This is a genomic window from Bradyrhizobium sp. 62B, assembly GCF_030272265.2.
GTDB lineage: Bacteria > Pseudomonadota > Alphaproteobacteria > Rhizobiales > Xanthobacteraceae > Bradyrhizobium.
Genome location: NZ_CP092841.2, coordinates 6,924,888 through 6,948,002, shown reverse-complemented (window position 1 = coordinate 6,948,002; position 23,115 = coordinate 6,924,888). Strand labels below are relative to the sequence as shown.

The window sequence follows — 23,115 nt, the reverse complement described above, 5'->3', positions numbered from 1 at the left end:
ATGTAGAGACCTGCTCGCCTCGAATCGGCAGTGCGTACGCGAAGGCCCGCCCCCCTCGACGAAGCCATCGCCACGGCCTACCTGTCATGGTGTGACCCGCCGTATCCCTAGAATTCAGGCCGAGCCGGCCGTGCTGCTGCCTGGCCGCTTCCAGCAATGGTTTGCAGGCCGGGGCTGGTCGCCGCGCGCGCATCAATTGGCGCTGCTGGAGAAGGCGCGCGAGGACGCCAGCGCCCTGTTGATCGCGCCGACCGGCGCCGGCAAGACGCTGGCGGGATTTCTGCCGACGCTGGTGGAGCTTTCGACGGAGGCGGCTGAGCGGAAGGCGGCTGAGAAGCAAAGCCTCGTCTCCACCGGCCGCGGCGTGCAACGTTCCGGCGGCCTGCACACGCTCTACATCTCGCCCCTAAAGGCGCTCGCCGTCGACATCGCGCGTAATCTGGAGCGGCCGATCGCGGAGATGGCGCTGCCGATCAAGGTCGAGACCCGCACCGGCGACACGCCGGTGTCGCGGCGCCAGCGGCAGCGGCGCTATCCGCCCGATGTGCTGCTGACGACGCCGGAGCAGCTTGCGCTGCTGTTGTCGTCCGACGACGCGCCGTTCCTGTTCTCGTCCCTCAAGCGCATCGTGCTCGACGAGCTGCACGCGCTGGTGACCTCCAAGCGCGGCGATCTGCTCTCGCTCGGGCTTGCACGGCTGTGGCGGCTGGCGCCGCAGATGCGCGCGATCGGCCTGTCGGCAACGGTGGCGGAGCCGGAGCAACTGGCGCGCTTCCTGGTGCCGCAATCCGATGGCCAGGAGCGGGCAGCCGACATCGTCGTCGCCGGCGGTGCCGCGCCGCCCGAGGTGGAGATGCTCGACACGCGCGAGCGCCTGCCCTGGGCCGGCCACAGCGCGCGCCATGCGCTGCCTGAGATCTACGAGCTGATCAAGGCGAACAAGACCACGCTGGTCTTCGTCAACACCCGCAGCCAGGCCGAGATGCTGTTCCAGAATCTCTGGAGTATGAACGACGACGGCCTTGCCATTGCGCTGCATCACGGCTCGCTCGACGTCGCCCAGCGCCGCAAGGTCGAGGACGCGATGTCGGCAGGACGCTTGCGCGGCGTGGTCTGCACCTCCTCGCTCGACCTCGGCGTCGACTGGGGCGATGTCGATCTCGTGGTCAATATCGGCGCGCCCAAGGGATCCTCGCGCCTGATGCAGCGGATCGGCCGCGCCAACCACCGCCTCGACGAGGCCTCGCGCGCGGTGCTGGTGCCCGCCAACCGCTTCGAAGTGCTGGAGTGCCGCGTTGCCATCGATGCCATCGCCGAGAACGCGCAGGATACACCGCCCTTGCGCACGGGCGCGCTCGACGTGCTGGCCCAGCATGTGCTCGGCTGTGCCTGCGGCGAGCCGTTCCTCTCCGATGAGCTCTATGCCGAGGTACGCACCGCAGCGCCCTACGCCGAGCTGTCACGGCAGGATTTCGACGACGTCGTCGATTTCGTCGCCTCCGGCGGCTACGCGCTAAAGACCTATGAACGCTTCGCCCGCATCAAGCAGGACAAGGAGGGGCGCTGGCGCGTCGCAAATCCCAAGGTGCGGCAGAGCTACCGCATGAATGTCGGCACCATCGTCGAGGACGACATGCTGAAGGTGCGGCTGGTGCGTTCGCGCGGCGGCGGTGCGGGAAAGGCAGGCGGATCGACCGGCGTGATCGCGCGCGGCGGCCGGTTGCTCGGCGAGATCGAGGAAGCCTTCATCGAGGGCCTCAGCCCCGGCGACACGTTCGTGTTCTCCGGCGAGGTGGTGCGCTACGAAACATTGGTCGAGGACCAGGTCTACGTCTCGCGCGCGCATGACAAGGACCCGAAGGTGCCGTCCTATATGGGCGGCAAGTTTCCGCTCTCGACCTATCTTGCCGAACGCGTGCGCCGGCTGCTCGATGACGGCCGCGCATGGGGCGGCTTGCCGGAGCAGGTGCGCGACTGGCTGTCGCTGCAGAAGGATGTCAGCAAAGTGCCTGCGGTGCGTGAGCTGCTGGTCGAGAGCTTTCCCCGCGCCAACAAGCATTATCTGGTCTGCTATCCCTTCGAAGGCCGCCTCGCGCATCAGACCCTCGGCATGCTGCTGACGCGGCGGCTGGAGCGCGCCCGCGCGCGGCCGCTCGGCTTCGTCGCCAATGAATATGCGGTGGCGATCTGGGCGCTCGGCGATCTCTCCTTCATGATCCGCGACGGCCGGATCGATCTCGACGCGCTGTTCGACCCCGACATGCTCGGCGACGATCTCGAGGCCTGGCTTGCCGAATCCGCGCTGATGAAGCGCACCTTCCGCAACTGCGCGATCATCTCCGGCCTGATCACGCGCCGGCACACCGGCGAGGAGAAGAGCCGCCGCCAGGTGCTGTTCTCGACCGATCTCGTCTATGACGTGCTGCGTAAGCACCAGGCCGATCACGTCCTGTTGCGCGCCGCGCGCGCCGATGCTGCCACCGGCCTGCTCGATTTGCGCCGCCTCAGCGACATGCTGATGCGCATCCAGGGTCGCATCACGCTGCGGGAACTCGACCGCGTTTCTCCGCTGGCTGTCCCCGTGATGCTGGAAATCGGCCGCGAGTCAGTTTATGGCGAGGCTGCAGACGAGCTTTTGGCCGAAGCCGCCGACGAGCTCGTCAAAGAGGCGATGGATAGAAGCGGGTAAGACGTGACGACAGGCGCGCAGGTTTCAGGGGATGTCGACGACATGCGCGTGTCCACAGTCACCGTCAGCGATGTGACCTTCGCCGCCGATCTCTCCGGCGCGCTGTTCTGGGAGGAGCAGCGCCTGCTCGTCGTCTCCGACCTGCATCTGGAAAAAGGCTCCAGCTTCGCCATGCGCGGCGTGCTGCTGCCGCCTTACGACACGCTGGCGACGCTGAGCCGTCTCGCTGCTGTCATCTCCCGCCATGATCCGCGCACCGTGATCGCGCTCGGCGACAGCTTTCACGACCGCACGGCGCACGAGCGATTGTCGCCAGATGATCGCGAGGCCGTCGCCGCGCTGCAGGCGGGGCGCGACTGGATCTGGATCTCCGGCAACCACGATCCGATGCTGCCGCGCGATCTCGGCGGCACCGTCGCCGAAGAGGTCGCCATCGGCCCGATCACGTTTCGCCACGAGCCGACCGGCGCACACGGCGAGATCGCCGGCCATCTCCATCCCAAGGCGCGCGTCTCCGCGCGCGGCCGCTCCATGGAGCGCCGCTGCTTCGCCTCCGACGGGATGCGCGCGGTGATGCCGGCGTTCGGCGCTTATGCCGGCGGCCTCAGCATTCGCGACGCCGCCTTCGCCAAGATCTTTCCGGCCAATGGCTTCGTCGCTCATCTGCTCGGCGACCGCCGCGTCCATGCCATTGCGGCCTCACGCTGCTCTTGAACCGGCCAAATAGGACAGCACTACGGTCGGTAGTTATCCGGAATCGCCCAAGCGCTTTGCCGGCTCTAACGTCACGCTTGCCGGGGCTGGCATTTCTGATCCCGAACAAGATTGTAACCGGCAAGGGGCCGCTGCGAGGCGGCCCCTTTCGATTCCGGCGCCCAGGCAGGCCAGCGGGGATCATGATTGATTCCAGAACAAATTAAGAACACTTTAGCAAGTCTTTGATATATCATTGTGATTCGGCGCGTTGCCGACACAATATCTAGCGTCTGTCAGACTTTGCGAGGACTAGATGTCCACCATCGCCTTCGATCAATTTGCCCTCACCCGGATCGCCGATTTCGCGCGCTCGCTGTCGCGGCTGCATCAGGCAGCACGGCGCCAGCGCATCGACGACGACCAGTTCGACCGCGAGTTCAACGCGGTGTGCCAGTCGATCTGGGGCTACACCATCGACGACGTCAGCGACGATCTGTTTTCGACCGAGGATCATCTGTTTCTCGACACGCTGGACGAAGCGCAGGCGCGCATCTTCGCGGCCGAGCAGGGCTACGACCTTGTCGGCGACCAGGGCATGCTGACCGATTGGTGGGGTTTCTGCTGGATGATCCTGGCCGAGAAGCGCGGCCTCCTGACGCCGGACAACCGCGCCGCCGCGCGCGCGGCGATCGAGGAGAAATATCTGGCCGCGCCGAACGTGATCGGGGTGATCATCGGGAGGTGATCGCCGTGCCCCGGACAAAGCGCATCGCTTTGCGCTGCGCCGCCGTCCGGGACACGAGAGCTACTCCAACCCCGCCCGCTTCGCCGGCTTCTGCGCCGTCGTCTTCGGCACTGTCACGCTGGGCAGCGGCTCGCGCACGATCTCCGCGGCGGGCGTATCCGCCGACACCGTTTCCGCGCGCACTGGCGCCACTTTCATTTCGCCGAGCCGCGCGCGGACCTGGGCGGTGAGGCCAGGATAGGAGGCGACCGGGGTGAAATCCGCAGCCTGGTCGTTGCCGACGCGGATGCCGGTATAGGCGACGAGCCCGTCGGTGGTGGCAATCACGTCACCGGCTTTCAGCGAGGAATCCAGCGCGAGATCGACCGGGGCAAGGCCGACCGGCTCGCGGCCGTTGCAGGTGCAATCGGCGCGCAGCGCCTTGCGATAGGCGAAGGCGTTCTCGCTGTCGGCGTAGCGCTCGCCGGTCTGCGAGGCGGCACCGTCGATCGAGGAGCCGAAATAGACCTTGGTCGCGCTGGCGGGACAGAACGCCTGGCACATCTGCGCCGGTGAGGTGAGGCCGCGCATCAGCGGAAAATATTTGCCGTCGCAGCTGCGCACGCAGAAGGCAGGTCCCGAGCCGCCCGCCGCCGCCGCGCGGGTCGGCGGCACATATTGCGGGTTTGCGGCGTTCTGTTGCCCGGTGAAGGGATCGGCGTAGGAGCTCGCCTGCTGCGGCACCTCGCGCTGCGGACGCTGCTGCTGCATGCCGCCGAAGAAGAAGTCGAACAGGCCTTCGGCCGAGACCGGGGCGGGAGCCGCAAGCAGCGGTGCTGCGAGGGTGGCCGCCACAAGCATCGCGCGACGCCGCCGGCGCACATGGGACAGGACTGTACGCAACGCTCACTCCACCCGACGCTACTGAACCGGCTGGGACCTCAGGGATCTCAGCACATGATTCACCATAAGGCGGGATGGTAAATGAGCGGTTGAGGGGGGAGTGGTTCGGAACAGGGCGAGGTTTCGTCATGCCCGGGTCAAGCCCGGCACGACGGCGGAGAAAGCTCTGCCGTCTTACGCCTTCAAGAACTCCGAGGCCTTGTACAGCGAGCGGAACGGCAGGCCGGCCGAGCCGAACGTGTCGGTGGCGCCTTCCTCGCGATCGACCATGGTCAGCACCAGCACCACTTCGGCGCCGGTCTCGCGTACGGATTCCACGGCCTTCATCGCCGAGCCGCCGGTCGTGGTGACGTCCTCGACGATCACGACGCGTTTGCCTGCGAGCGTCTCGCCCTTGGGCAGGCCCTCGATCGCGAGCTTGGCGCCGTGCTCCTTCGGCTTCTTGCGCACGAAGAACGCCGCGATCGGATGGCCCTTGATCCAGGAGATCTGCGCCAGCGCGCCGGCCAGCGGCACCGCGCCCATCTCGAGGCCGCCGATGAAATCGAGATTGTCGTCTTTCAGCGCCTCGTAGGTCAGCTCGGCGAGCAGGGTCGCTCCCTCCGGGTCGAGCATGGTCGGCTTGAGGTTGAAGTAGAAATCGCTCTTGCGGCCCGACGCGAGCGTCACCTCGCCGCGGCCGAAGGAGCGCCGGCGGATGATTTCGAACAGGCGGGCGCGGGAGGCAGATTTCGACACGGCGGTCCCTCGAACAGCTTTTTGGAGGAGGCGGAATTTATCCGCGACGGCTGCGACATTCCAGAGGGGGCGTCCCTCGTCAACAGGGATCGGCCATCCAGGCCTGCCGGTTGTGGGGCTGCGACCTTCTGGAGTAGTTGAGAGCCCGGATCGGGCACGACGCCTGCCTGGGGAAGGAAACGGGAATGACCGTCGAGCTGCACACCTGGAACACGCCGAACGGCCGCAAGATCTCGGTCGCGCTGGAGGAGATGGGCCTGCCCTACAGGGTGATCCCGGTGAACATCACCAAGGGCGAGCAGATGGCGCCCGAGTTCCTCAAGCTGTCCCCGAACAACAAGATTCCCGCGATCGTCGACCCCGAGGGCCCGGACGGCAAGCCTGTCAGCATCTTCGAGTCCGGCGCGATCTTGCTCTATCTCGGTGAAAAGACCGGCAAATTCCTGCCGAAATCGCTCGCCGGCCGCGTCCCCGTCTACGAATGGCTGATGTGGCAGATGGGCGGCTTCGGCCCGATGCCCGGGCAGGTGCATCATTTCATCGCACTCGAGAACGAGCAGGACCGCGCTTACGGCCTGAAGCGCTACATGGCGGAGACGCGCCGGCTCTACGGCGTGCTCGACCGACGCCTGGCGGACCAAGACTTCGTCGCCGGCGACCTCTCGATTGCCGATTTTGCCATCTTGGGCTGGGCCTGGCGTCACCCTCGCCACAAGGTTGACCTGGCCGACTTCCCCAACGTCAAGCGCTGGTATGAGGCCCTGATGGCCCGTCCGGCCGTGAAGCGGGGGATGGACGCGAAGCTGGATTGAGGTTTCTCCTGCCTCGCCCCGCTTGCGGGGGAGGCAACAACCGCCTCACACCTTTTTCGCTTCCACCGCCATCCGCAGCGCGAGCCCGGCCAGCACCGTGCCCATCAGCCAGCGCTGCACCAGCATCCAGCTCGGCCGGCTCGCCAGGAACAACGCGATCGATCCGGCGGCCAGCGCGATCATCGCGTTGACACTGACGCTGATCGCGATCTGGATCGCGCCCAGCACCACCGACTGCGTCAGCACGCTGCCGGCGGCGGGATCGATGAATTGCGGCAGCAGCGCCAGATAGAGCATCGCGATCTTCGGGTTGAGCAGGTTGGTGACGAAGCCCATCGCGAACAATTTGCGCGGGCTGTCGATGGCGAGCTTCCGGACCTGGAACGGCGAGCGGCCGCCCGGCTTCACCGCCTGCCAGGCGAGCCAGAGCAGATAACCCGCGCCGGCAAAGCGCAACGCGTCATAGGCAAAGGGAATGGCGAGCAGCAGCGCGGTGATGCCGAACGCCGCGCACAACATGTAGAACACGAAGCCGAGCGCCACGCCGCCGAGCGAGACGATGCCCGCCGCGGGCCCTTGCGTGATCGAGCGCGAGATCAAATAGATCATGTTCGGTCCCGGCGTCAGCACGAGACCGAGGCAGACGAGGGCGAAGCCGAGCAGGGCGGAGGTGTGGGGCATGGGCGAACCGGTGCGGGAGACGCAGCGGTTCTAATATGCAAGGTGCGGCGGAGCCATCGCGCAATTGCTCGGAGGACAATACAAGGCCTGCTGTTTCAGGCGCCCTCTCTGCTGCACTTTGCCGCGATCGGGGCGCGGCCTTGACCACGAAATTGGATGACGAAGATTGGCCAACTCGGCCCATGCCATGTCCGGGGCGAGAGCTCGGGTCTTCGTTGCAATGCGAAATTGTCAGTCACATAGCCCACATCCGATGCGCCCCAAATTCCCGTCGGGTTGAGTATATCCATGGGGTTTACCTGAACGGGCATCTGAGTGTAACATTCAATCCGCAGGAGGACAGAAGCACTCCATGAAGCCGCTGATCAAATGCGTCGGTCGGATTTTTCAGTTGGCTGTTCGGCGCTCGGCATGGCTGGGGGCTGCGGCCCTCCTGGGGGGTACTCCCGCGCAGGCCGCCTCACCTCCTTTTGAGCCAGCTGCTTCAAAGTCGATCCCAGAGCGAGTTGCGGCCGTGCGCGAGCGCATGGCGCTGGAAGGCTCGAAGCCCGGCAATCCGGTGTTCTATCGTCTGAGCCAGTTCTTCAATTTTCCGAACTTTCCAAACTTCAACAACTTTCCGAATTTCCCCAATTTTCAGAACTTTCCGAACTTTCCAAATTTTCCAAAATTCTAGCCAAGAGCTTTCAAATGCGGACTGCCTTAGTGCCCCGTCCGTCGATCGAAATGCTGGTCCTGCAGTCGACGCCGTTCTGTAATCTCGACTGCTCATATTGCTATCTGCCTGACCGCAATTCGAAGCGCAAAATGTCGATGGCAACCGTCGAGCGCACCTTTGAGAAGGTGTTCAGGAGCCCGTTCTTGTCGGGGCACCTCACGGTCCTTTGGCACGCCGGCGAGCCGCTGGTTCCCGGTCCCGCATATTACGCAGATGCGTTTGCGGTCATCGAGCGGCTGCGTCCCGCCGACTTAGTCGTCAGCCATAGCATCCAGACCAACGCCACTCTCCTGAATGAGGAATGGATTGATCTCTTTCGCGCCCATGACGTGCGCGTCGGCGCGAGCATTGACGGTCCGCCGGAGATCAACGATCGCAACCGTAAGACGCGTTCGGGCGGGGGCAGCTTCGAGCAAACAATGCGTGGCATTCGCTTGTTGCAGGAGCACCGTTATCCATTCCATGTGATCACTGTACTGACGCAGCAATCGCTCCAGCAGCCGCAACAACTATTCGACTTCTATGTCGCCAACGGGATTGAACGTATCGCCTTCAATGTTGAGGAGATCGAGGGGGTTCACGGCACCTCCTCTTTGTCTGGCGAGGGCGCCGATCGGAACGTCCGCCGCTTCTACGAAACATTCATGGCTCTGACAGAGTCTACCGGCGCCAAGATCGAGGTGCGCGAATTCGTTGGTGCATTCGATGCGATCGCCAGGCCCGAAAGCGCTAGCTACGGCAATCCGCTCGCCGAGCCGCTCCGTACGTTGTCCATTGGAGCCAACGGCGAAATCAGTACTTTCTCGCCTGAACTCCTCGGCTACGCCAGCCCACGTCATGGCCATCTTGTTTTCGGGAATATCCACGAGCACGAGATCGCGGATGTGCTGCAGGATCCCACCTTCCTCGCGGTGAGCGAGGAAATCGCGAGCGGGCAGGCCAGCTGCAGAACGAGCTGCGAATATTTTTCAATCTGTTTGGGAGGATCGCCGGCCAACAAGCTGTTCGAGAACGGAAGGTTCGACAGCACTGAGACGCTATTTTGCCGGCTGAGCAAGAAGGCAGTTATCGATGTCGTATTGGGACGTATGGAAGCAGAACTTCATCTCGCTCTATGAGCGGTTGAACGCAAGTCTGCAATCCACCACCGGAATCCTGACGTCAAATCCATTGGCCGTGCTCATCTTGATTGCCGTGGTCGCCGCAGGATCAATCGAGGCATATCGACACCGGTTGAAGCTGACCAGCCTGCTGGAGAACGGCAGGGACGGCAAGATCATCGTCAACAGCCCGACAGTCTATACGCGCCAACGTTTGGTCAATGACCGTCTGGATCAGGCGCGATGGCTCAGGAAACAGCTTGATTATACCGAACTGGACAAGCGCGAGTCCGAATTCAGGAGCATCGACGCGATTCATAAAGTGGCCAGTGAGCAACGCGCGACCATCAGCGGCGGCGTATCGCGATCGCCATCGACTGATGATGTGTCAAAGAAAGAAGATGCCAACTCGAAGAAGGATCAGCCGGATATAGCGGTCGAATCCACCACGATGTCGCAATTTCGCGCAAAAAATGCGTATCGGGAGGAAGTCAGATCAGAGATCACGCAGACGGAACTCGATGATAGGCATGACATCAAGGGCAATACCATCTTTCGGCTGACGTTCGACACGTCAATAGTTGCCAGCACCAAGCGAGGTTCTGTTGCGGCCATCGTCGTGAGGTTGAGTCATGATCCCGAGCATGAGCAGGCGACTTGGATCAAAAATCTGTACGAAAAGGATTACCAGGATCTCTTTGAGGAGTGGGCGACCAAATTCCAAGACAATATATCTTCGTCTATGGAAAAAGTAGCGCAGTCAATTGACTCCGCGTTTCCCGACCAGCGCCTGCGACTGCTGTTCAACGATTTTTTGCTGCGACGTGTCTGTCAGTTTGCTCGTGGCGATGTGGACCTGCGCAAAGGTCCGTTGCCTTGCCGGGCTGGCGACAGGGAGAAGGCGGAGGAGTTGCTTGCATCTTATACGGCGCGGCGTCTTGCGCTGCTGCGCGATACCAAAGACAAGATATTCTGGGAGTCTCTAACAAATCTTAGAGATAACCCGAGTCTAATATTTCCGAATGTTTCGAGGGAATCGTTCATCGCCTCCGCAGCCAATATTTGCGTCAACAGCAACGGGGCCAATTCGATCGAAATTTGGCGATTGGGAATAAAGCCGGCGCAGCAAATGCAGACCGCCGGCGGTTCGCAGCAAAGTTCGGGAGCGCAAGATGCAAGCTCCCCAAATCCATCCGGGGTGTCACTCAATTCCGGCTCAAATCTGTCTCTTACGCAAATAGGCTGCCCGTTCTCCGACAGCCTTAGAGAGCGCCTCGTCTCGGGCGTGATGTTGTACGAAAAGCTCTTTGCAATTGTGTCGCTGAAGAAGCAGGATAAACAGGACGAGCAGTCCGGGCAGAAGCAGGGCGAGCAGACTGATTATGGCAATCTAGCCAGACTGGTGGCTGGTGATCTCCTCGACTGCAATGTGATCGAGGATTGCTTTGTCACTCCGCGTCGGCTCAGGTGTTTCTCGGCGGATTTTCTCAAATCAAAGCTTGACGAGTTCGCGAATCCTTCAGCTAGGCGTCTGAGGCGCATCGGCAGTTTCCTGACATTGCGAGTGGTTGGGCGTGAAACGGTGGATTGCAATCTCGCGGTGTCTCCCTTTCCAAAGGAGTTTGAGGCGGAGGCAAGTCCGGCATTGCTGGCTTCCAACCCGCCATATCTCCAGGCATTTGTAGAGGCGCTGAACGAAGGTACGGATGCGTTCGCGTACAGCGTGACGCCGAAGAATCTCTCCGAGAATATCTCGACAAGTGCTGAAACCCGAGATGCCTATGAACTGCTCATGAGGGCCGAGGGAAAGGGAGTCGACTTCGCCAACTTTCTGAATAAGCGGTCCCGTGACTACCGAGCCATAGTGTCCCATCCGATCGTCGTCGGATTCGGCGCCTCCGACTACTCGTCAGCGACCACGCGGGGCTCCTCAATTCGGGACGTCGATTTCGGCTGGATCGTGGCCGGGCGGATGACCGAGGATGACACATTCGAGCAGATCGATGGGCAATACCCCCTTTCTGCTTTCATTTCGGTCCCTGGATGGTGGCAGACCGTCAAAGTATCGATTGCAACGTGCTGGCTCAGCCGAAGCGATGTATCCGAACTCGCGCCAATTCTCTCGGCGAAGAATATATGTCCAGGCATCGAGGCTGCGAACGACAATATTCCCGTTCGCCTACCGGCGGCCGTACCCGAAATATCTCACAAGCTAGGATTTGACGTAGTAAGGCAGCCGTCCATCTTCAATCCGAAGCAGCAAGAGTTGATCGTCGGGCAGGCTGGCGCTTTGCTGATCGAGGGACAGAGACTTTGGCGGAGCACGGAAGTCACGGCAGGCGCGCAGCGTGCTGACAAGATTACGATCCTGCCAAATATGGAAGGGATCCTTGCGGAATTCGAATGCGTGCTGCCTCCATCCGGCGACCGAGAGGTGTTGACGCGTCAGTCGGTCGACGCCGACCAGACGGTCACGAATGATCTCGTGCGCGTTTGGACCAGCGAAGGGGTGGCCGAACCGTTGCCCGTGAGGTTTATCTGGCCGACGAAGGTGGCCGGCAAGCACCAGAAGGTAGCTTGTGACCAGAGAAGTTCGGATCAGCCAGGTAAGTCGAAATCAAAAACCGACCTTCCCAGCGGTGCCGGCGTTGCTCCAGGCGCACCACCGTCCTAATGCGCCTCGTCCCAGTTGTTCGCCGCGCGCGCATCCACATGCAGCGGCACCGAGAGCAGCACAGCCGGGAACGGCGCGTCCTGCATCACGTGCTGCACGACGGGCAGCGTCGCCTCGACCTCGGCGTCCGGCACCTCGAAGATCAGTTCGTCGTGCACCTGCAGCAGCATCTGCGCCGACAGCTTCTTGGCGGCCAGCGCGTCCTCGACCCGCGTCATGGCGCGGCGGATGATGTCGGCGGCGGTGCCCTGAAGGCGGGCGTTGATCGCGGCACGCTCGTTGAAGGCGCGCACCGAGGCGTTTGAGGCCTTGATATCAGGATAGTGGCATTTGCGGCCGAACAGCGTGGTGACATAGCCGTGGCTGCGGCAGAAGTCCCGCGTCTCGTCCATGTAGGCGCGGATGCCGGGGAAGCGCTCGAAATACTTCTTGATGTAGGCCGAGGCTTCCTCGCGCGCGATGCCGAGCTGGTTGGCGAGGCCGAAGGCCGAGATGCCGTAGATGATGCCGAAATTGATCGCCTTGGCGCGGCGGCGGATTTCGCTCGGCATGCCCTTGATCGGCACGCCGAACATTTCCGACGCCGTCATCGCGTGAATGTCGAGGCCGTCGCGGAACGCCTGCTTCAGCACGGGAATGTCGGCGATCTCGGCGAGCAACCGCAGCTCTATCTGCGAATAGTCGGCGGAGACCAGCTTGTGCCCGGGCGTGGCGATGAAGGCGCGGCGGATTTTCCGGCCGTCCTCGGTACGCACGGGGATGTTCTGCAGGTTCGGCTCGTTCGACGACAGCCGGCCCGTTGTGGTCGCGGCCAGCGCGTAGGTCGTGTGCACGCGATGGGTCTGCGGGTTGACATAGGTTGGCAGCGCGTCGGTGTAGGTCGATTTCAGTTTCGAGACCTGGCGCCACTCCAGGATCTTCTTCGGGAAGTCGTGGCCCTGCTCGGCGAGCTCATCCAGCACTTGCGCGGTGGTCGACCATGCGCCGGTCTTGGTCTTGGTGCCGCCTGACAGTCCCATCTTGCCGAACAGGATGTCGCCGATCTGCTTGGGGCTGCCGACATTGACCGGCTCGCCCGCGATCTCCTGGATCTCGGCCTCGACCCGCGCTGCGGTCTGGGCGAAATCGCCTGACAGACGCGACAGCACCTGGCGGTCGATCGAGATGCCGCGCCGCTCCATGCGCGCAAGCACCGCGACCAGTGGCCGCTCCAGGGTCTCGTAGACCGCGGTCATGTGCTCGGCGACGAGGCGCGGCTTCAGCACGCGCCAGAGCCGCAAGGCGACGTCGGCGCCCTCGGCCGACAGCGCCGCGGCCTTGTCGATCGGCACCTGGTCGAAGGTGATCTTGCCCTTGCCGCTGCCGAGCAGCTCGTTTTCCTTCAGCATGGCGTGGCCGAACCAGCGCTCGGACAGCGAGTCCAGTTCCTGCGAGCCCCGGCCGGCATCGAGCACGTAAGAGATCAGCTTGGCGTCGTCGGTGTTGCGCAAAATGATGCCGTGCTGCGCGAGCATCACGGCGGCGAATTTGACGTCGAAGCCGATCTTGAGAATGCCTGCCGATTCCAACACCGGCCGCAGCGCTTGAACCGCTTCTTCGTGCTTGACCTGGTCAGGCGCGAGACCGGCGTCGAACAGGCCGGCACCGCCGCCGGACTGCTTGTGCGCCAGCGGTACGTAGCAGGCATCGTTCGGCGCCAGCGCCAGCGCGATGCCGCAGAGATCGGCCTGCATCGGATCGATGGAGTTGGCCTTGATCTCGATCGCGACATGGCCGGCTTCATGAATGCGCGCGATGAAGGCGCTGAGCTCCCTCGGCGACTTGATCGTCTGATATTTGCTGCGGTCGACCGGCAGCTTGCGCATGGCCTCTTCACGCGCGGCAGCCAGCGAGACCGGCGCGCCCTTCAGGCTCGCCGATTTGTCGCCCTTGTCGCCGCCCGTCGGGCCCGCCGCAGGGGCCGAGAAGAGATCGCCGGAATCCCCTGATGGCTTTGCTTTCGCCGCGCCATCGCCGCCCCGGGCGCTGCTGCTGTTGCTCGCATCGGCGTCGACATTGGCGGGATCGATCTGCGAATAGTCGGCGACGCGGCGCGTCAGCGTGGTGAACTCCATCGCCTTGAGGAAGGCGATCAGCTTGCGCGCGTCGGGCTCGTGGACGGCGAGGTCGTCGAGCGGCACGTCCAGCTTCACCTTGTCGTCGAGCAGCACGAGCTTGCGCGAGATCCGCGCCTTCTCCGCGTTCTCGATCAGCGCCTCGCGCCGCTTCGGCTGCTTGATCTCGCCGGCACGGAACAGCAATTGGTCGAGGTCGCCATATTCGGTGATCAGTTGCGCCGCGGTCTTGATGCCGATGCCAGGCACGCCGGGCACGTTGTCGGTGGAATCGCCGGCCAGGGCCTGGACCTCGACGACCTTGTTCGGCGGCACGCCGAACTTCTCGATCACCTCGGGGATGCCGATGCGGCGGTCCTTCATGGTGTCGTACATCGTGACGCAATCGGTCACGAGCTGCATCAAATCCTTGTCGGAGGACACGATGGTCGCGCTGGCGCCGCGCTCGCAGGCCTCGCGCACATAGGTCGCGATGAGGTCGTCGGCCTCGAAGCCGCCTTGCTCCAGGCAGGGCAGGTCGAAGGCGCGCACCGCTTCGCGGATCAGCGCGAATTGCGGGATCAGATCGTCGGGCGCCGGCGGCCGGTGTGCCTTGTATTCGGGGTAGATCGCGTTGCGGAAAGTGACCTCGGACTTGTCGAAAACGATAGCGAGGTGCGTCGGCCGGTTGTCGGCGGGCATGTCACGCAGCAGCTTCCACAGCATGTTGCAGAAGCCGAGCACGGCGTTGACCTGCAGCCCGTCGGACTTGCGGTTCAGCGGCGGCAGCGCATGGTAGGCGCGGAAGATGTAGGAGGAACCATCGACCAGGAACACGTGGTCGCCCTTGCCGGCGGCCTTCGCCGCAACCGGTTTGGCAGCAGCTGGCGCGGCGGCCGCCTTGGCAGCAGGCTTATCGGCGGCTTTCGGCGTGGCTGACTTGGTGTCAGCCTTGGCGGGGGTCTTCGGGGAGGTTTTTGGCATGGCCGCAATGTATGAATTTTTGCGGGCTTTGACAGCCTTGAGTGGGGGATTTTTGGGCGGATTCACACCTCTCGTCGTCCCCGCCCCCTGCGCAATTGCGCACTAGGCAGGGACGACGGCGAGAGTGTGGCTACTCCGCCGCCTGCAACCGCACGCCAGCCTTCTTCGGCGCGATCCAGAACGCGTCCGGCCGCTCGAACAGGAAGCGCGCGTTGAGGCGCAGCGCGATCTGCCAGATCGCGAGCGCGCCGAGCACGCCGGCGACGGTGACGATCAGCGACATCGTGCCGATGTCGGAGATGATTCCGCTGCGCAGCAGCAGCGTCCGTGTTGCCGCCATCGGCAGGAAGAAGGCGAGATAGATCACGATCGAATGCTCGCCGCAGAAGCGCAAGGCGTTCATCCAATTTGCACGCGCGAGCAACGTGCCCATCGTAATGATCGCGCAGGCGCCGGCAAAGCCGAGCAGCAGCGAGACGATCGCCCATTCGCTGACGCCCCAAGCGACGAGGCCGGCATTCACCAGCGCCCAGGTCGCGAGCGCCGCGAGCGCAAGCGCTGGATGCTTCCGTGCGCGATCCGACAGCGCGAACACGTAAGGCGCGAACAGATAGCCCGAATAGAAATAGACGAAGCGCGCGGAAAATTCGTCGATTGTGGTCCAGCCGGTCGTGATGCGGGCCGTCTCCAGCGCGGCGGCAATGAGCCAGATTGCGAGGGGCGGGATCTTGCGTGTCAGTTTTGTGACGACGAAGAAGATCGGCAGCAGATAGATGAACCACAGCGTGCCGAACGGCTCGATGAAGGATTCCAGATACAACAGGCCGGCGTGGTGCCAGCTCGTCTCGGCGGCGAAAGCGGGCGCCTTGAATCCGAATTGGATTGTCACCCAGACGACATAGAAATAGGCGAAATGCACCACTTTGCGGTCGAGATAGGTGCGCCAGTCGCGGTCGATCACCAGCGCCAGGAACAGGCCCGAGATCAGGAAGAAATCCGGCATCCGGAACGGCTTTGCGAAGGCCACGGCGACATGCATGAAACCGGTCTCGCCGGCGGCGAGCTCGACCCCCAGGACCGAATGCATCATCACGACCATGATGATGCAGATGCCCTTGGCGTAGTCGACCCAGTCGACACGTGCGGCAGCCGTGGCCTCAACGCCTCCGCCGCCTGCGATTGTGCCTGATGGTGCCATGGTGTCTCTTTTCGAGGCGTGTTCCGCCCCGTCCTGTTCGGGGGTGGGTCAGTGTGGGGCCGCTACGGTTTCCCACTTCTTTACCGATTCACTTCCCGTGCCGGTTTTTTCGCTGCGGACTGTTCCTTCCCCGCGAGAAAATGCTAAACCGCCCCGCGCCGGGGTTTCATTTTCGTTAACCAATCTAAAAACAGGGATTTTCATGCGTATCGCGATGATCGGCACGGGCTATGTGGGACTGGTGTCCGGAGCTTGCTTTGCCGATTTCGGTCACGACGTCACCTGCGTCGACAAGGACGAGAAGAAGATCGCGGCGCTCCATCGCGGCGAGATCCCGATCTATGAGCCCGGCCTCGACGAGCTGGTTGCGACCAACGTGAAAGCCAAGCGGCTCGACTTCACCACCGACCTGAAGAAGCCGGTCGCAGAAGCCGATGCCGTCTTCATCGCGGTCGGCACGCCGTCGCGCCGCGGCGACGGCCATGCGGACCTGTCCTACGTATACGCCGCCGCGAAAGAGATCGCGCGGTCGCTTTCCGGCTTCACTGTCGTGGTGACGAAGTCGACCGTGCCTGTCGGCACCGGCGACGAGGTCGAGCGCATCATCCGCGAGGCCAATCCCAACGCCGACGTCGTGGTCGCCTCCAATCCAGAGTTCCTGCGCGAGGGTGCGGCGATCCGCGACTTCAAGTTTCCCGATCGCGTCGTGGTCGGCACCTCCGACGAGCGCGGCCGCAAGGTGATGGGCGACATCTACCGTCCGCTGTCGCTGAACCAGGCGCCGCTGATGTTCACCGCGCGCCGCACCGCCGAGATGATCAAATACGCCGCCAACGCGTTCCTGGCGACCAAGATCACCTTCATCAACGAGATCGCGGACCTGTCAGAAAAGGCCGGCGCCAACGTGCAGGAGGTCGCGCGCGGCATTGGCCTCGACAACCGCATCGGCACCAAATTCCTGCATGCCGGTCCCGGCTTCGGCGGCTCGTGCTTCCCGAAGGACACCAAGGCGTTGATCAAGATCGCGCAGGACTACGACGTGAGCTTGCGCATCGTCGAATCCGTGCTGGCCGTGAACGAGAACCGCAAGCGCGCGATGGCGCGCAAGGTGAGCCAGGCGCTCGGCGGCAATCTGCGCGGCAAGACGGTTGCGGTGCTCGGCCTCACCTTCAAGCCCGACACCGACGACATGCGCGATGCGCCGTCGATCCCGCTGGTCACAGGCCTCATCGACATGGGCGCGACGGTCAAGGCGTACGATCCCGTCGGCATGGAGCAGGCCAAGGGCGAGCTGCCTGACATCACCTATTGCGAGGATGCCTATTCCTGCGCGCAAGGCGCCGACGCGCTCGTCATCGTCACCGAATGGGTGCAGTTCCGCGCGCTCGATCTCGACCGGCTGAAGAGCGTCATGGCGCAGCCCGTCGTCGTCGATCTGCGCAACATCTACCGCCCCGAAGAGATGGAAGCCGCCGGTTTCACCTACGACAGCGTCGGCCGTCCGCCGGTACAGGGCTGATGATTCTCGATCGCGGATGATTCCGTCATGGCCGGGCTTGCCCCGGCCATCCACGTCTGTTTCTAGTCCAGGACGTGGATGCCCGGCACAAGGCCGGGCATGACGACCGGATAGATATTTGCCCCGCAATTTCGACACGCCCCTCCCGATCGATGCCGTGCTCGACGATTTGTCGCGCACGCTGGAGGCGCATAATGCCGCCGTGCTGGTGGCGCCGCCCGGCGCCGGCAAGACCACGCGCGTGCCGCTCGCCCTGCTCGATGCCCCCTGGGCTAAGGGCAAGAAAATCATCGTGCTGGAGCCGCGCCGTATCGCGGCGCGTGCCAGCGCCGACCGCATGGCCAAATCGCTGGGCGAGCGCGCTGGTGAGACCGTCGGCTACCGTGTCCGCTTCGGCTCCAAGATCTCGCGCGCGACGCGCATCGAGGTGGTGACCGAGGGCATCTTCACCCGCCAGATCCTCGACGATCCCGAACTGTCAGGCATTGCCGCCGTCCTGTTCGACGAATTTCACGAGCGCTCGCTCGATGCCGATTTGGGCCTCGCGCTGGCCCGTGATGCGCAGACCGGCCTGCGCGAGGATCTGCGCATCCTCGTGATGTCGGCGACGCTCGACGGCGCGCGCGTCGCAAAGCTGCTCGGCGAGGCACCCGTCGTCGAAAGCGAGGGCCGCGCCTTCCCGGTCGACACCCGCTATCTCGGCCGCAAGGCGGATGCACCGATCGAGCGGCAGATGGCCGATGCAATTGCATCCGCGCTGCGCGCCGACAGCGGCTCCGTGCTGGCCTTCCTGCCGGGCGCCGCCGAGATCCGTCGCACCCAGAATTTTCTCGGCGAGCGCGTACAGGATGCATCGATCGAGATCGTGCCGCTGTTCGGCGCGCTCGATGCCGCCGTGCAGGACCGCGCCATCGCGCCGGCACCCAAGGGCACGCGAAAAGTGGTGCTGGCGACCTCGATCGCGGAGACCTCGCTGACGATCGAAGGCGTGCGCATCGTGGTCGATTCCGGGCTGGCCCGCGTGCCGCGCTACGAGCCCGACATCGGCCTGACGCGGCTCGAGACCGTGCGTGCCTCCCGTGCGGCGGTGGACCAGCGCCGCGGCCGCGCCGGCCGCACCGAGCCCGGTGTCTGCTACCGGCTCTGGGACGAGCCGCAGACCGCGTCGCTCGCGCCCTACACCCAGCCGGAAATTTTGAGCGCCGACCTGTCCTCGCTAGTGCTCGATCTCGCGCAATGGGGCGTCGCCGATCCCGCCGCGCTGTCGTTCCTCGATCCGCCGCCGGCCCCGGCCTGGAAGGAAGCCAAGAGCCTGCTCTCCGAGCTCAACGCGCTCGATGGCGACGGCCGCATCACCGCGGAGGGAAAAAGCCTGCGCGCGCTGGCGCTGCCGCCGCGGCTGGCGCGCATGATCGTGGATTCGCATCGCGCCGGCGAGGGCGAAGCCGCCGCGGAGATCGCCGCCATCATCACCGAGCGCGGGCTTGGCGGCGACAGCGTCGACCTCGAGCATCGGCGCGACCAGTTCCGCCGCGATCGCTCACAGCGCGCTTCAAGCGCGCGCGACCTGGCGCGGCGCTGGGCCTCGCAAGTGGCGGCGTCGGAGAAAGCGGGGCCGCAGGAGGATCTTTCGACCGGCCTGATGCTCGCTTATGCGTTCCCGGACCGCGTCGCACGCAATCGCGGCAATGGCAGCTTCGTGCTCGCCAATGGCCGTGGCGCGGCCGTCGAGCAGACCTCCTCGCTCGCCCGCGCGCCCTATATCGCGATCGGCGAAATGACGGGCACGGCGGCCAGCGGCCGCATCCTGCTCGCCGCGCAAATCACGGAGGGCGATATCGAGCGGCATTTCGCCGAGCATATCGAGAGCGCCGACGAGATTTCCTTCGATCGCGGCGCGATGGCGTTGCGCGCGCGGCGCAAGCGCGTGTTGCATGCGATCACGCTGTCGGAAGCCACGCTCGCGGTCTCGCCATCGGAGGACACCGCGCGCATCCTCGCCGATGGATTGATCGCCGCTGGTCTCGACCGGCTGCCCTGGTCGAAGGCCGCCAAGCAATGGCGCGACCGCGTGATGTTCTTGCGCAAGGCCGAGGGCGACAACTGGCCCGATCTGTCGGACGACGGGCTGATCGCGCGGCGTGACGACTGGCTGGTGCCCGCGCTCTACGACAAGATCGCGCTGAAGGACATTTCCCCCGGCGATCTCTCCGACGCGCTGATGGCGCTCTTGCCCTGGGAGATGCGCACGCGGCTCGAACGCGAGGCGCCGACGCATTTCGAGGCGCCCACCGGAAGCGTGCTCGCGATCGACTACGAGGCGGAGCAGGGGCCAACGATCGCGGTGCGGCTGCAGGAATTGTTCGGCCTCAACACCCACCCCTCGATCGCGGCCGGCAAGGTGCCGCTGGTGCTGGAACTGCTGTCGCCGGCCCAGCGCCCGGTGCAGGTGACGCGTGATCTCCCGGGGTTCTGGCGTGGCAGCTACAGTGCCGTGCGCTCCGACCTGCGCGGCCGCTACCCGCGCCATCCCTGGCCGGACGATCCGGCCAGCGCAGTGCCGACCCGCCGGGCGAAGCCGCGCGGGACGTGAGAAACACGCCGGCCCATTAACCCTCCGCTCATCCTTTTCGTCAAAATAGCAGCGCTCCGGCTGCGGCCCCGCTCGCGGACGGACGCCTCGCGTGGTGAAATCGGGCTTTCGGCTCGGAAGTGGTGTAATGCGTAACATTATGATCTTCGCGGCCGTCATGATCGGCCTCGGCACCTTCATGGCGCAGATGGCGGACAAGATGAGCTCGGCGTCCGCCACGTCAGCGCCGCGCACCACGATTGCCGTTGCGGCGACCGCGCCGGCCGGAGGCCGCAGCCTCGCCATTTCCCGCGACGGCCGCGGTCATTTCCAGACCGAGGGCCGGATCGAGGGGCAGCGCATCGGATTCATGGTCGACACCGGCGCCTCCGTGGTTGCGCTGAATGAGACATCGGCGGCCCGCTTTGGTCTTCGTCCCTCGCGCAGCGAGTACAACGCCACCGTCTCCACTGCCAACGGCACCATCAAGGCCGCGCGCACCCGCATCGCCATGCTCGATGTCGGCGGCCTCATCGTGCGCGACGTCGATGCCATGGTGCTGCCCGACGCGGCGCTGTCGGAGAACCTGCTCGGCCTTTCCTTCCTGTCCCGCCTGAAGCGCTTCGAGTATGCCAACGGCCAGATGGTGCTGGAGCAATAGATTGGCTCTGGGCCGGGGAGGCCTCCCTTAAGGCCAGTCTGGGTGCTATATTCCGCCCATGGACAGGCCCGACCCGATTACCATCCTGCGACAGTCCGAGCACGCCCTTCGCGAGCGGGGCGTTTTGCATGCCGCGTTGTTCGGTTCGGTCGCGAGGGGTGACAATCATCCCGGCAGCGATATCGACATCATGGTCGAGATCGATCCAGACGCGCGGATCACTGTCTTCGACTACGTCGAGCTCAAGGAATACATCTCCAATCTGTTTGATGGCCCGGTTGACGTCGTCAATCGCGACGGTCTGAAATCATACGTTGCTCCTGCCGCGACGGCCGATGCTGTCTATGCCTTCTAATCGCATCGACGGGACCCTGCGGGACATCTTGCATCACATCGATTTGGCAGCCGAGTTCGCCGGCACGGCAGATCGCCAGGCATTCGCGGCGGACCTACGGGCGGTCTATGCTGTAACGCGCTGTCTGGAGATCATTTCAGAAGCCTCTCGCCGTCTGCCGGAGAAGCTGAAAGAAAGGCCCCAGCGATCGCATGGAGACAGATGGCGGCGGCAGGCAATGTCTATCGCCACAACTATGAAGATGTTGCAGCACATCTTGTGTGGGAGACTGTTCAGCAGGCTCTGCCAGCTCTCAAGGCAGTCGTCGAAGAGGAGATAGCACGGCTGCAGAGTTAGCCCATTCCGGTCATACATTTGGTGTCGCCTTCGCGGTAACGTTTCTTCGTTACCAAACTGCCGCAATTATCGGCCATAAGCCTGCATTCCCGCCTTCCGCCGCGGCCCGGCATTCGCTAAGGCTGCCTCAATTCCTGCCCCCATTCACGAGACCGTCTCAATGTTCCCGAAGCCGAAATCCGTATTGTTGCCCAACACCTACGCCTTCGAATCCGAACCGATGGTGAAGCCGACGGGCTTTCGTGAATACGACGCGCGCTGGTTGTTCCAGAAGGAAATCAACCTGATGGGTGTGCAGGCGCTCGGCATGGGGCTCGGCGCGCTGATCGCCGAACTCGGCGTCAAACAGGAGATCGTCACCGGCCACGATTTCCGCGGCTATTCGGCCTCGATCAAATACGCGCTGATCTCCGGCCTGATGGCCGCGGGCTGCAAGGTGCACGACATCGGGCTCGCGGTGACGCCGATGGCCTATTTCGCGCAGTTCGATCTCGACGTGCCCGCGGTTGCGATGGTCACGGCCTCGCACAACGACAACGGCTGGACCGGCGTGAAGATGGGCGCCAACCGTCCGCTGACCTTCGGCCCCGACGAGATGACGCGGCTGAAGGAAATCGTGCTCAATGCCGAATTCAAGAACAAGGCGGGCGGCTCCTACCAATTCCACGAGAATTATCCGGCGCGCTACATCGCCGATCTCACCTCCCGTCCCAAGCTGAAGCGCAAGCTCAAGGTCGTCGCGGCCTGCGGCAACGGCACAGCGGGCGCGTTCGCGCCGCAGGTGCTGGAGGCGATCGGCTGCGAGGTGATCCCGCTCGACACCGAGCTCGATCACACCTTCCCGAAATACAACCCGAATCCGGAAGACATGGAGATGCTGCACGCGATCCGCGATGCGGTGCTGCATCACAAGGCCGATGTCGGCCTCGGCTTCGACGGTGACGGTGACCGCTGCGGCGTCGTCGACAACACCGGCGAGGAGATCTTCGCCGACAAGGTCGGCGTGATGCTGGCGCGCGACATGTCGGCGATCCACAAGGACGCGCATTTCATCGTCGACGTGAAGTCGACCGGCCTGTTCGTCACCGATCCCGTGCTGCAGAAGCAGGGCGCCAAGACCGACTATTGGAAGACCGGCCATTCCTACATGAAGCGCCGCACCAACGAGACCGGCGCGCTCGCGGGCTTCGAGAAGTCCGGCCATTTCTTCTTCAACAAGCCCTATGGCCGCGGCTATGACGACGGCCTCGTGTCGGCGATCGCGATCTGCGACATGCTCGACCGCGCCCCCGGCAAGTCGATGGCGGATCTGAAGGATGCGCTGCCAAAGACCTGGTCGTCGCCGACCATGTCGCCGCATTGCGCCGACGAGACCAAATACGGCGTCATCGACCAGGTGGTGAAGCACTTCGAAGGTCTGCAGGCCAAAGGCGCCAAGATCGGCGGACAGTCGATCCGCGATCTCGTCACCGTCAACGGCGTACGCGTCACGGTCGAGGACGGCAGCTGGGGCCTGGTCCGCGCCTCCTCCAACAAGCCCGAGCTCGTCGTGGTGGTCGAGAGCCCGGTCTCCGAACAGCGCATGCACGACATGTTCGAGATGGTGAACAGCGTGCTGCGCACCCATCCCGAAGTCGGCGAGTACAATCAGACGATCTGATC

At 63.8% G+C, this 23,115-nt stretch carries 17 protein-coding genes and 1 pseudogene; 13 read left to right on the top strand and 5 right to left on the bottom strand.

The genetic code is table 11. From position 1 onward, the window contains the following. Positions 1-91: 91 nt before the first annotated feature. The 3 genes from ML401_RS33370 (at position 92) to ML401_RS33360 (ending at position 4,130) form a co-directional block, all read left to right on the top strand. Positions 92-2,689, top strand: a complete 2,598-nt coding sequence (locus ML401_RS33370) for a ligase-associated DNA damage response DEXH box helicase (protein ID WP_285808417.1) — start codon at positions 92-94, stop codon at positions 2,687-2,689. Between the two features lie 42 nt (positions 2,690-2,731). Then, positions 2,732-3,403, top strand: coding sequence for a ligase-associated DNA damage response endonuclease PdeM (gene pdeM / locus ML401_RS33365; RefSeq protein ID WP_285808416.1), 672 nt, complete (start codon positions 2,732-2,734; stop codon positions 3,401-3,403). Between the two features lie 295 nt (positions 3,404-3,698). After that, entirely contained in the window at positions 3,699-4,130 is a 432-nt protein-coding gene (locus ML401_RS33360) for a hypothetical protein (RefSeq protein WP_194404798.1), read from the top strand. Between the two features lie 60 nt (positions 4,131-4,190). On the opposite strand, the gene ML401_RS33355 is transcribed toward ML401_RS33360, so the two are convergent. Next, positions 4,191-4,970 carry a DUF2865 domain-containing protein gene (locus tag ML401_RS33355; RefSeq protein WP_194404797.1) on the bottom strand — a complete coding sequence of 260 codons (780 nt, stop codon included), beginning with the start codon at positions 4,968-4,970 and terminating at the stop codon, positions 4,191-4,193. A 216-nt stretch (positions 4,971-5,186) separates the two neighbouring features. Continuing rightward, entirely contained in the window at positions 5,187-5,750 is a 564-nt protein-coding gene (gene pyrE, locus ML401_RS33350) for an orotate phosphoribosyltransferase (RefSeq protein ID WP_211415590.1), read from the bottom strand. A 185-nt stretch (positions 5,751-5,935) separates the two neighbouring features. On the opposite strand from pyrE, the gene ML401_RS33345 reads away from it, so the two are divergent. Then, the gene (locus ML401_RS33345) at positions 5,936-6,562 is read left to right on the top strand and encodes a glutathione S-transferase family protein (RefSeq protein WP_285808415.1); all 627 of its coding nucleotides are present in this window, start codon (positions 5,936-5,938) and stop codon (positions 6,560-6,562) included. Positions 6,563-6,607: 45 nt separating this feature from the next. Here ML401_RS33345 and ML401_RS33340 read toward each other — a convergent pair whose 3' ends face one another. Next, entirely contained in the window at positions 6,608-7,243 is a 636-nt protein-coding gene (locus tag ML401_RS33340) for a LysE family translocator (protein ID WP_211415592.1), read from the bottom strand. Positions 7,244-7,595: 352 nt separating this feature from the next. Here ML401_RS33340 and ML401_RS33335 point away from each other — a divergent pair, with 352 nt between their 5' ends. From ML401_RS33335 to ML401_RS33325, 3 genes are read left to right on the top strand one after another with little or no spacing between them, the layout of a single operon-like run. Further along, positions 7,596-7,919, top strand: a complete 324-nt coding sequence (locus ML401_RS33335; RefSeq protein ID WP_285808414.1) for a hypothetical protein — start codon at positions 7,596-7,598, stop codon at positions 7,917-7,919. Positions 7,920-7,933: 14 nt separating this feature from the next. Continuing rightward, positions 7,934-9,079, top strand: coding sequence for a cyclophane-forming radical SAM/SPASM peptide maturase GrrM/OscB (grrM, locus tag ML401_RS33330; protein WP_285808413.1), 1,146 nt, complete (start codon positions 7,934-7,936; stop codon positions 9,077-9,079). Further along, a complete protein-coding gene (locus tag ML401_RS33325) occupies positions 9,033-11,735 on the top strand; it encodes a hypothetical protein (RefSeq protein WP_285808412.1) in 2,703 nt (900 codons plus the stop codon). The genes grrM and ML401_RS33325 overlap by 47 nt, the downstream gene beginning before the upstream one ends. On the opposite strand, the gene polA is transcribed toward ML401_RS33325, so the two are convergent. Both polA and ML401_RS33315 read right to left on the bottom strand, forming a co-directional pair. After that, the gene (polA, locus tag ML401_RS33320) at positions 11,732-14,812 is read right to left on the bottom strand and encodes a DNA polymerase I (RefSeq protein ID WP_285808411.1); all 3,081 of its coding nucleotides are present in this window, start codon (positions 14,810-14,812) and stop codon (positions 11,732-11,734) included. The two genes, ML401_RS33325 and polA, sit on opposite strands and share 4 nt — an antisense overlap. A gap of 130 nt (positions 14,813-14,942) precedes the next feature. Beyond that, on the bottom strand, positions 14,943-16,010 hold the full coding sequence (locus ML401_RS33315; protein WP_285808410.1) for an acyltransferase family protein: 1,068 nt from the start codon (positions 16,008-16,010) through the stop codon (positions 14,943-14,945). Positions 16,011-16,212: 202 nt separating this feature from the next. On the opposite strand from ML401_RS33315, the gene ML401_RS33310 reads away from it, so the two are divergent. From ML401_RS33310 to ML401_RS33285, 6 genes and pseudogenes are all read left to right on the top strand, one after another. Further along, positions 16,213-17,529: a UDP-glucose/GDP-mannose dehydrogenase family protein gene (locus ML401_RS33310; protein WP_285808408.1), complete on the top strand. Its 1,317-nt coding sequence runs from the start codon at positions 16,213-16,215 to the stop codon at positions 17,527-17,529. A gap of 118 nt (positions 17,530-17,647) precedes the next feature. Next, positions 17,648-20,122, top strand: coding sequence for an ATP-dependent helicase HrpB (gene hrpB, locus ML401_RS33305; RefSeq protein WP_285808406.1), 2,475 nt, complete (start codon positions 17,648-17,650; stop codon positions 20,120-20,122). 127 nt (positions 20,123-20,249) lie between these two features. Beyond that, positions 20,250-20,762: a TIGR02281 family clan AA aspartic protease gene (locus tag ML401_RS33300; RefSeq protein ID WP_211415600.1), complete on the top strand. Its 513-nt coding sequence runs from the start codon at positions 20,250-20,252 to the stop codon at positions 20,760-20,762. Between the two features lie 58 nt (positions 20,763-20,820). Next, positions 20,821-21,117: a nucleotidyltransferase family protein gene (locus ML401_RS33295; RefSeq protein WP_194404786.1), complete on the top strand. Its 297-nt coding sequence runs from the start codon at positions 20,821-20,823 to the stop codon at positions 21,115-21,117. Continuing rightward, positions 21,098-21,453, top strand: a pseudogene (locus ML401_RS33290) (DUF86 domain-containing protein). Before ML401_RS33295 ends, ML401_RS33290 begins: the two are co-directional and overlap by 20 nt. A gap of 160 nt (positions 21,454-21,613) precedes the next feature. Beyond that, entirely contained in the window at positions 21,614-23,113 is a 1,500-nt protein-coding gene (locus ML401_RS33285; RefSeq protein WP_259217909.1) for a phosphomannomutase/phosphoglucomutase, read from the top strand. Positions 23,114-23,115: the final 2 nt, after the last annotated feature.

Excerpts from the sequence above, each read along its gene's own strand:
- pdeM (WP_285808416.1), top strand. The coding sequence starts at position 2,732 with ATGCGCGTGTCCACAGTCACCGTCAGCGATGTGACCTTCGCCGCCGAT.
- ML401_RS33360 (WP_194404798.1), top strand. The coding sequence starts at position 3,699 with ATGTCCACCATCGCCTTCGATCAATTTGCCCTCACCCGGATCGCCGAT.
- ML401_RS33355 (WP_194404797.1), bottom strand. The coding sequence starts at position 4,970 with ATGCTTGTGGCGGCCACCCTCGCAGCACCGCTGCTTGCGGCTCCCGCC.
- ML401_RS33345 (WP_285808415.1), top strand. The coding sequence starts at position 5,936 with ATGACCGTCGAGCTGCACACCTGGAACACGCCGAACGGCCGCAAGATC.
- ML401_RS33340 (WP_211415592.1), bottom strand. The coding sequence starts at position 7,243 with ATGCCCCACACCTCCGCCCTGCTCGGCTTCGCCCTCGTCTGCCTCGGT.
- ML401_RS33335 (WP_285808414.1), top strand. The coding sequence starts at position 7,596 with ATGAAGCCGCTGATCAAATGCGTCGGTCGGATTTTTCAGTTGGCTGTT.
- grrM (WP_285808413.1), top strand. The coding sequence starts at position 7,934 with ATGCGGACTGCCTTAGTGCCCCGTCCGTCGATCGAAATGCTGGTCCTG.
- ML401_RS33325 (WP_285808412.1), top strand. The coding sequence starts at position 9,033 with ATGTCGTATTGGGACGTATGGAAGCAGAACTTCATCTCGCTCTATGAG.
- polA (WP_285808411.1), bottom strand. The coding sequence starts at position 14,812 with ATGCCAAAAACCTCCCCGAAGACCCCCGCCAAGGCTGACACCAAGTCA.
- ML401_RS33315 (WP_285808410.1), bottom strand. The coding sequence starts at position 16,010 with ATGGCACCATCAGGCACAATCGCAGGCGGCGGAGGCGTTGAGGCCACG.
- ML401_RS33310 (WP_285808408.1), top strand. The coding sequence starts at position 16,213 with ATGCGTATCGCGATGATCGGCACGGGCTATGTGGGACTGGTGTCCGGA.
- ML401_RS33300 (WP_211415600.1), top strand. The coding sequence starts at position 20,250 with ATGCGTAACATTATGATCTTCGCGGCCGTCATGATCGGCCTCGGCACC.
- ML401_RS33295 (WP_194404786.1), top strand. The coding sequence starts at position 20,821 with ATGGACAGGCCCGACCCGATTACCATCCTGCGACAGTCCGAGCACGCC.
- ML401_RS33285 (WP_259217909.1), top strand. The coding sequence starts at position 21,614 with ATGTTCCCGAAGCCGAAATCCGTATTGTTGCCCAACACCTACGCCTTC.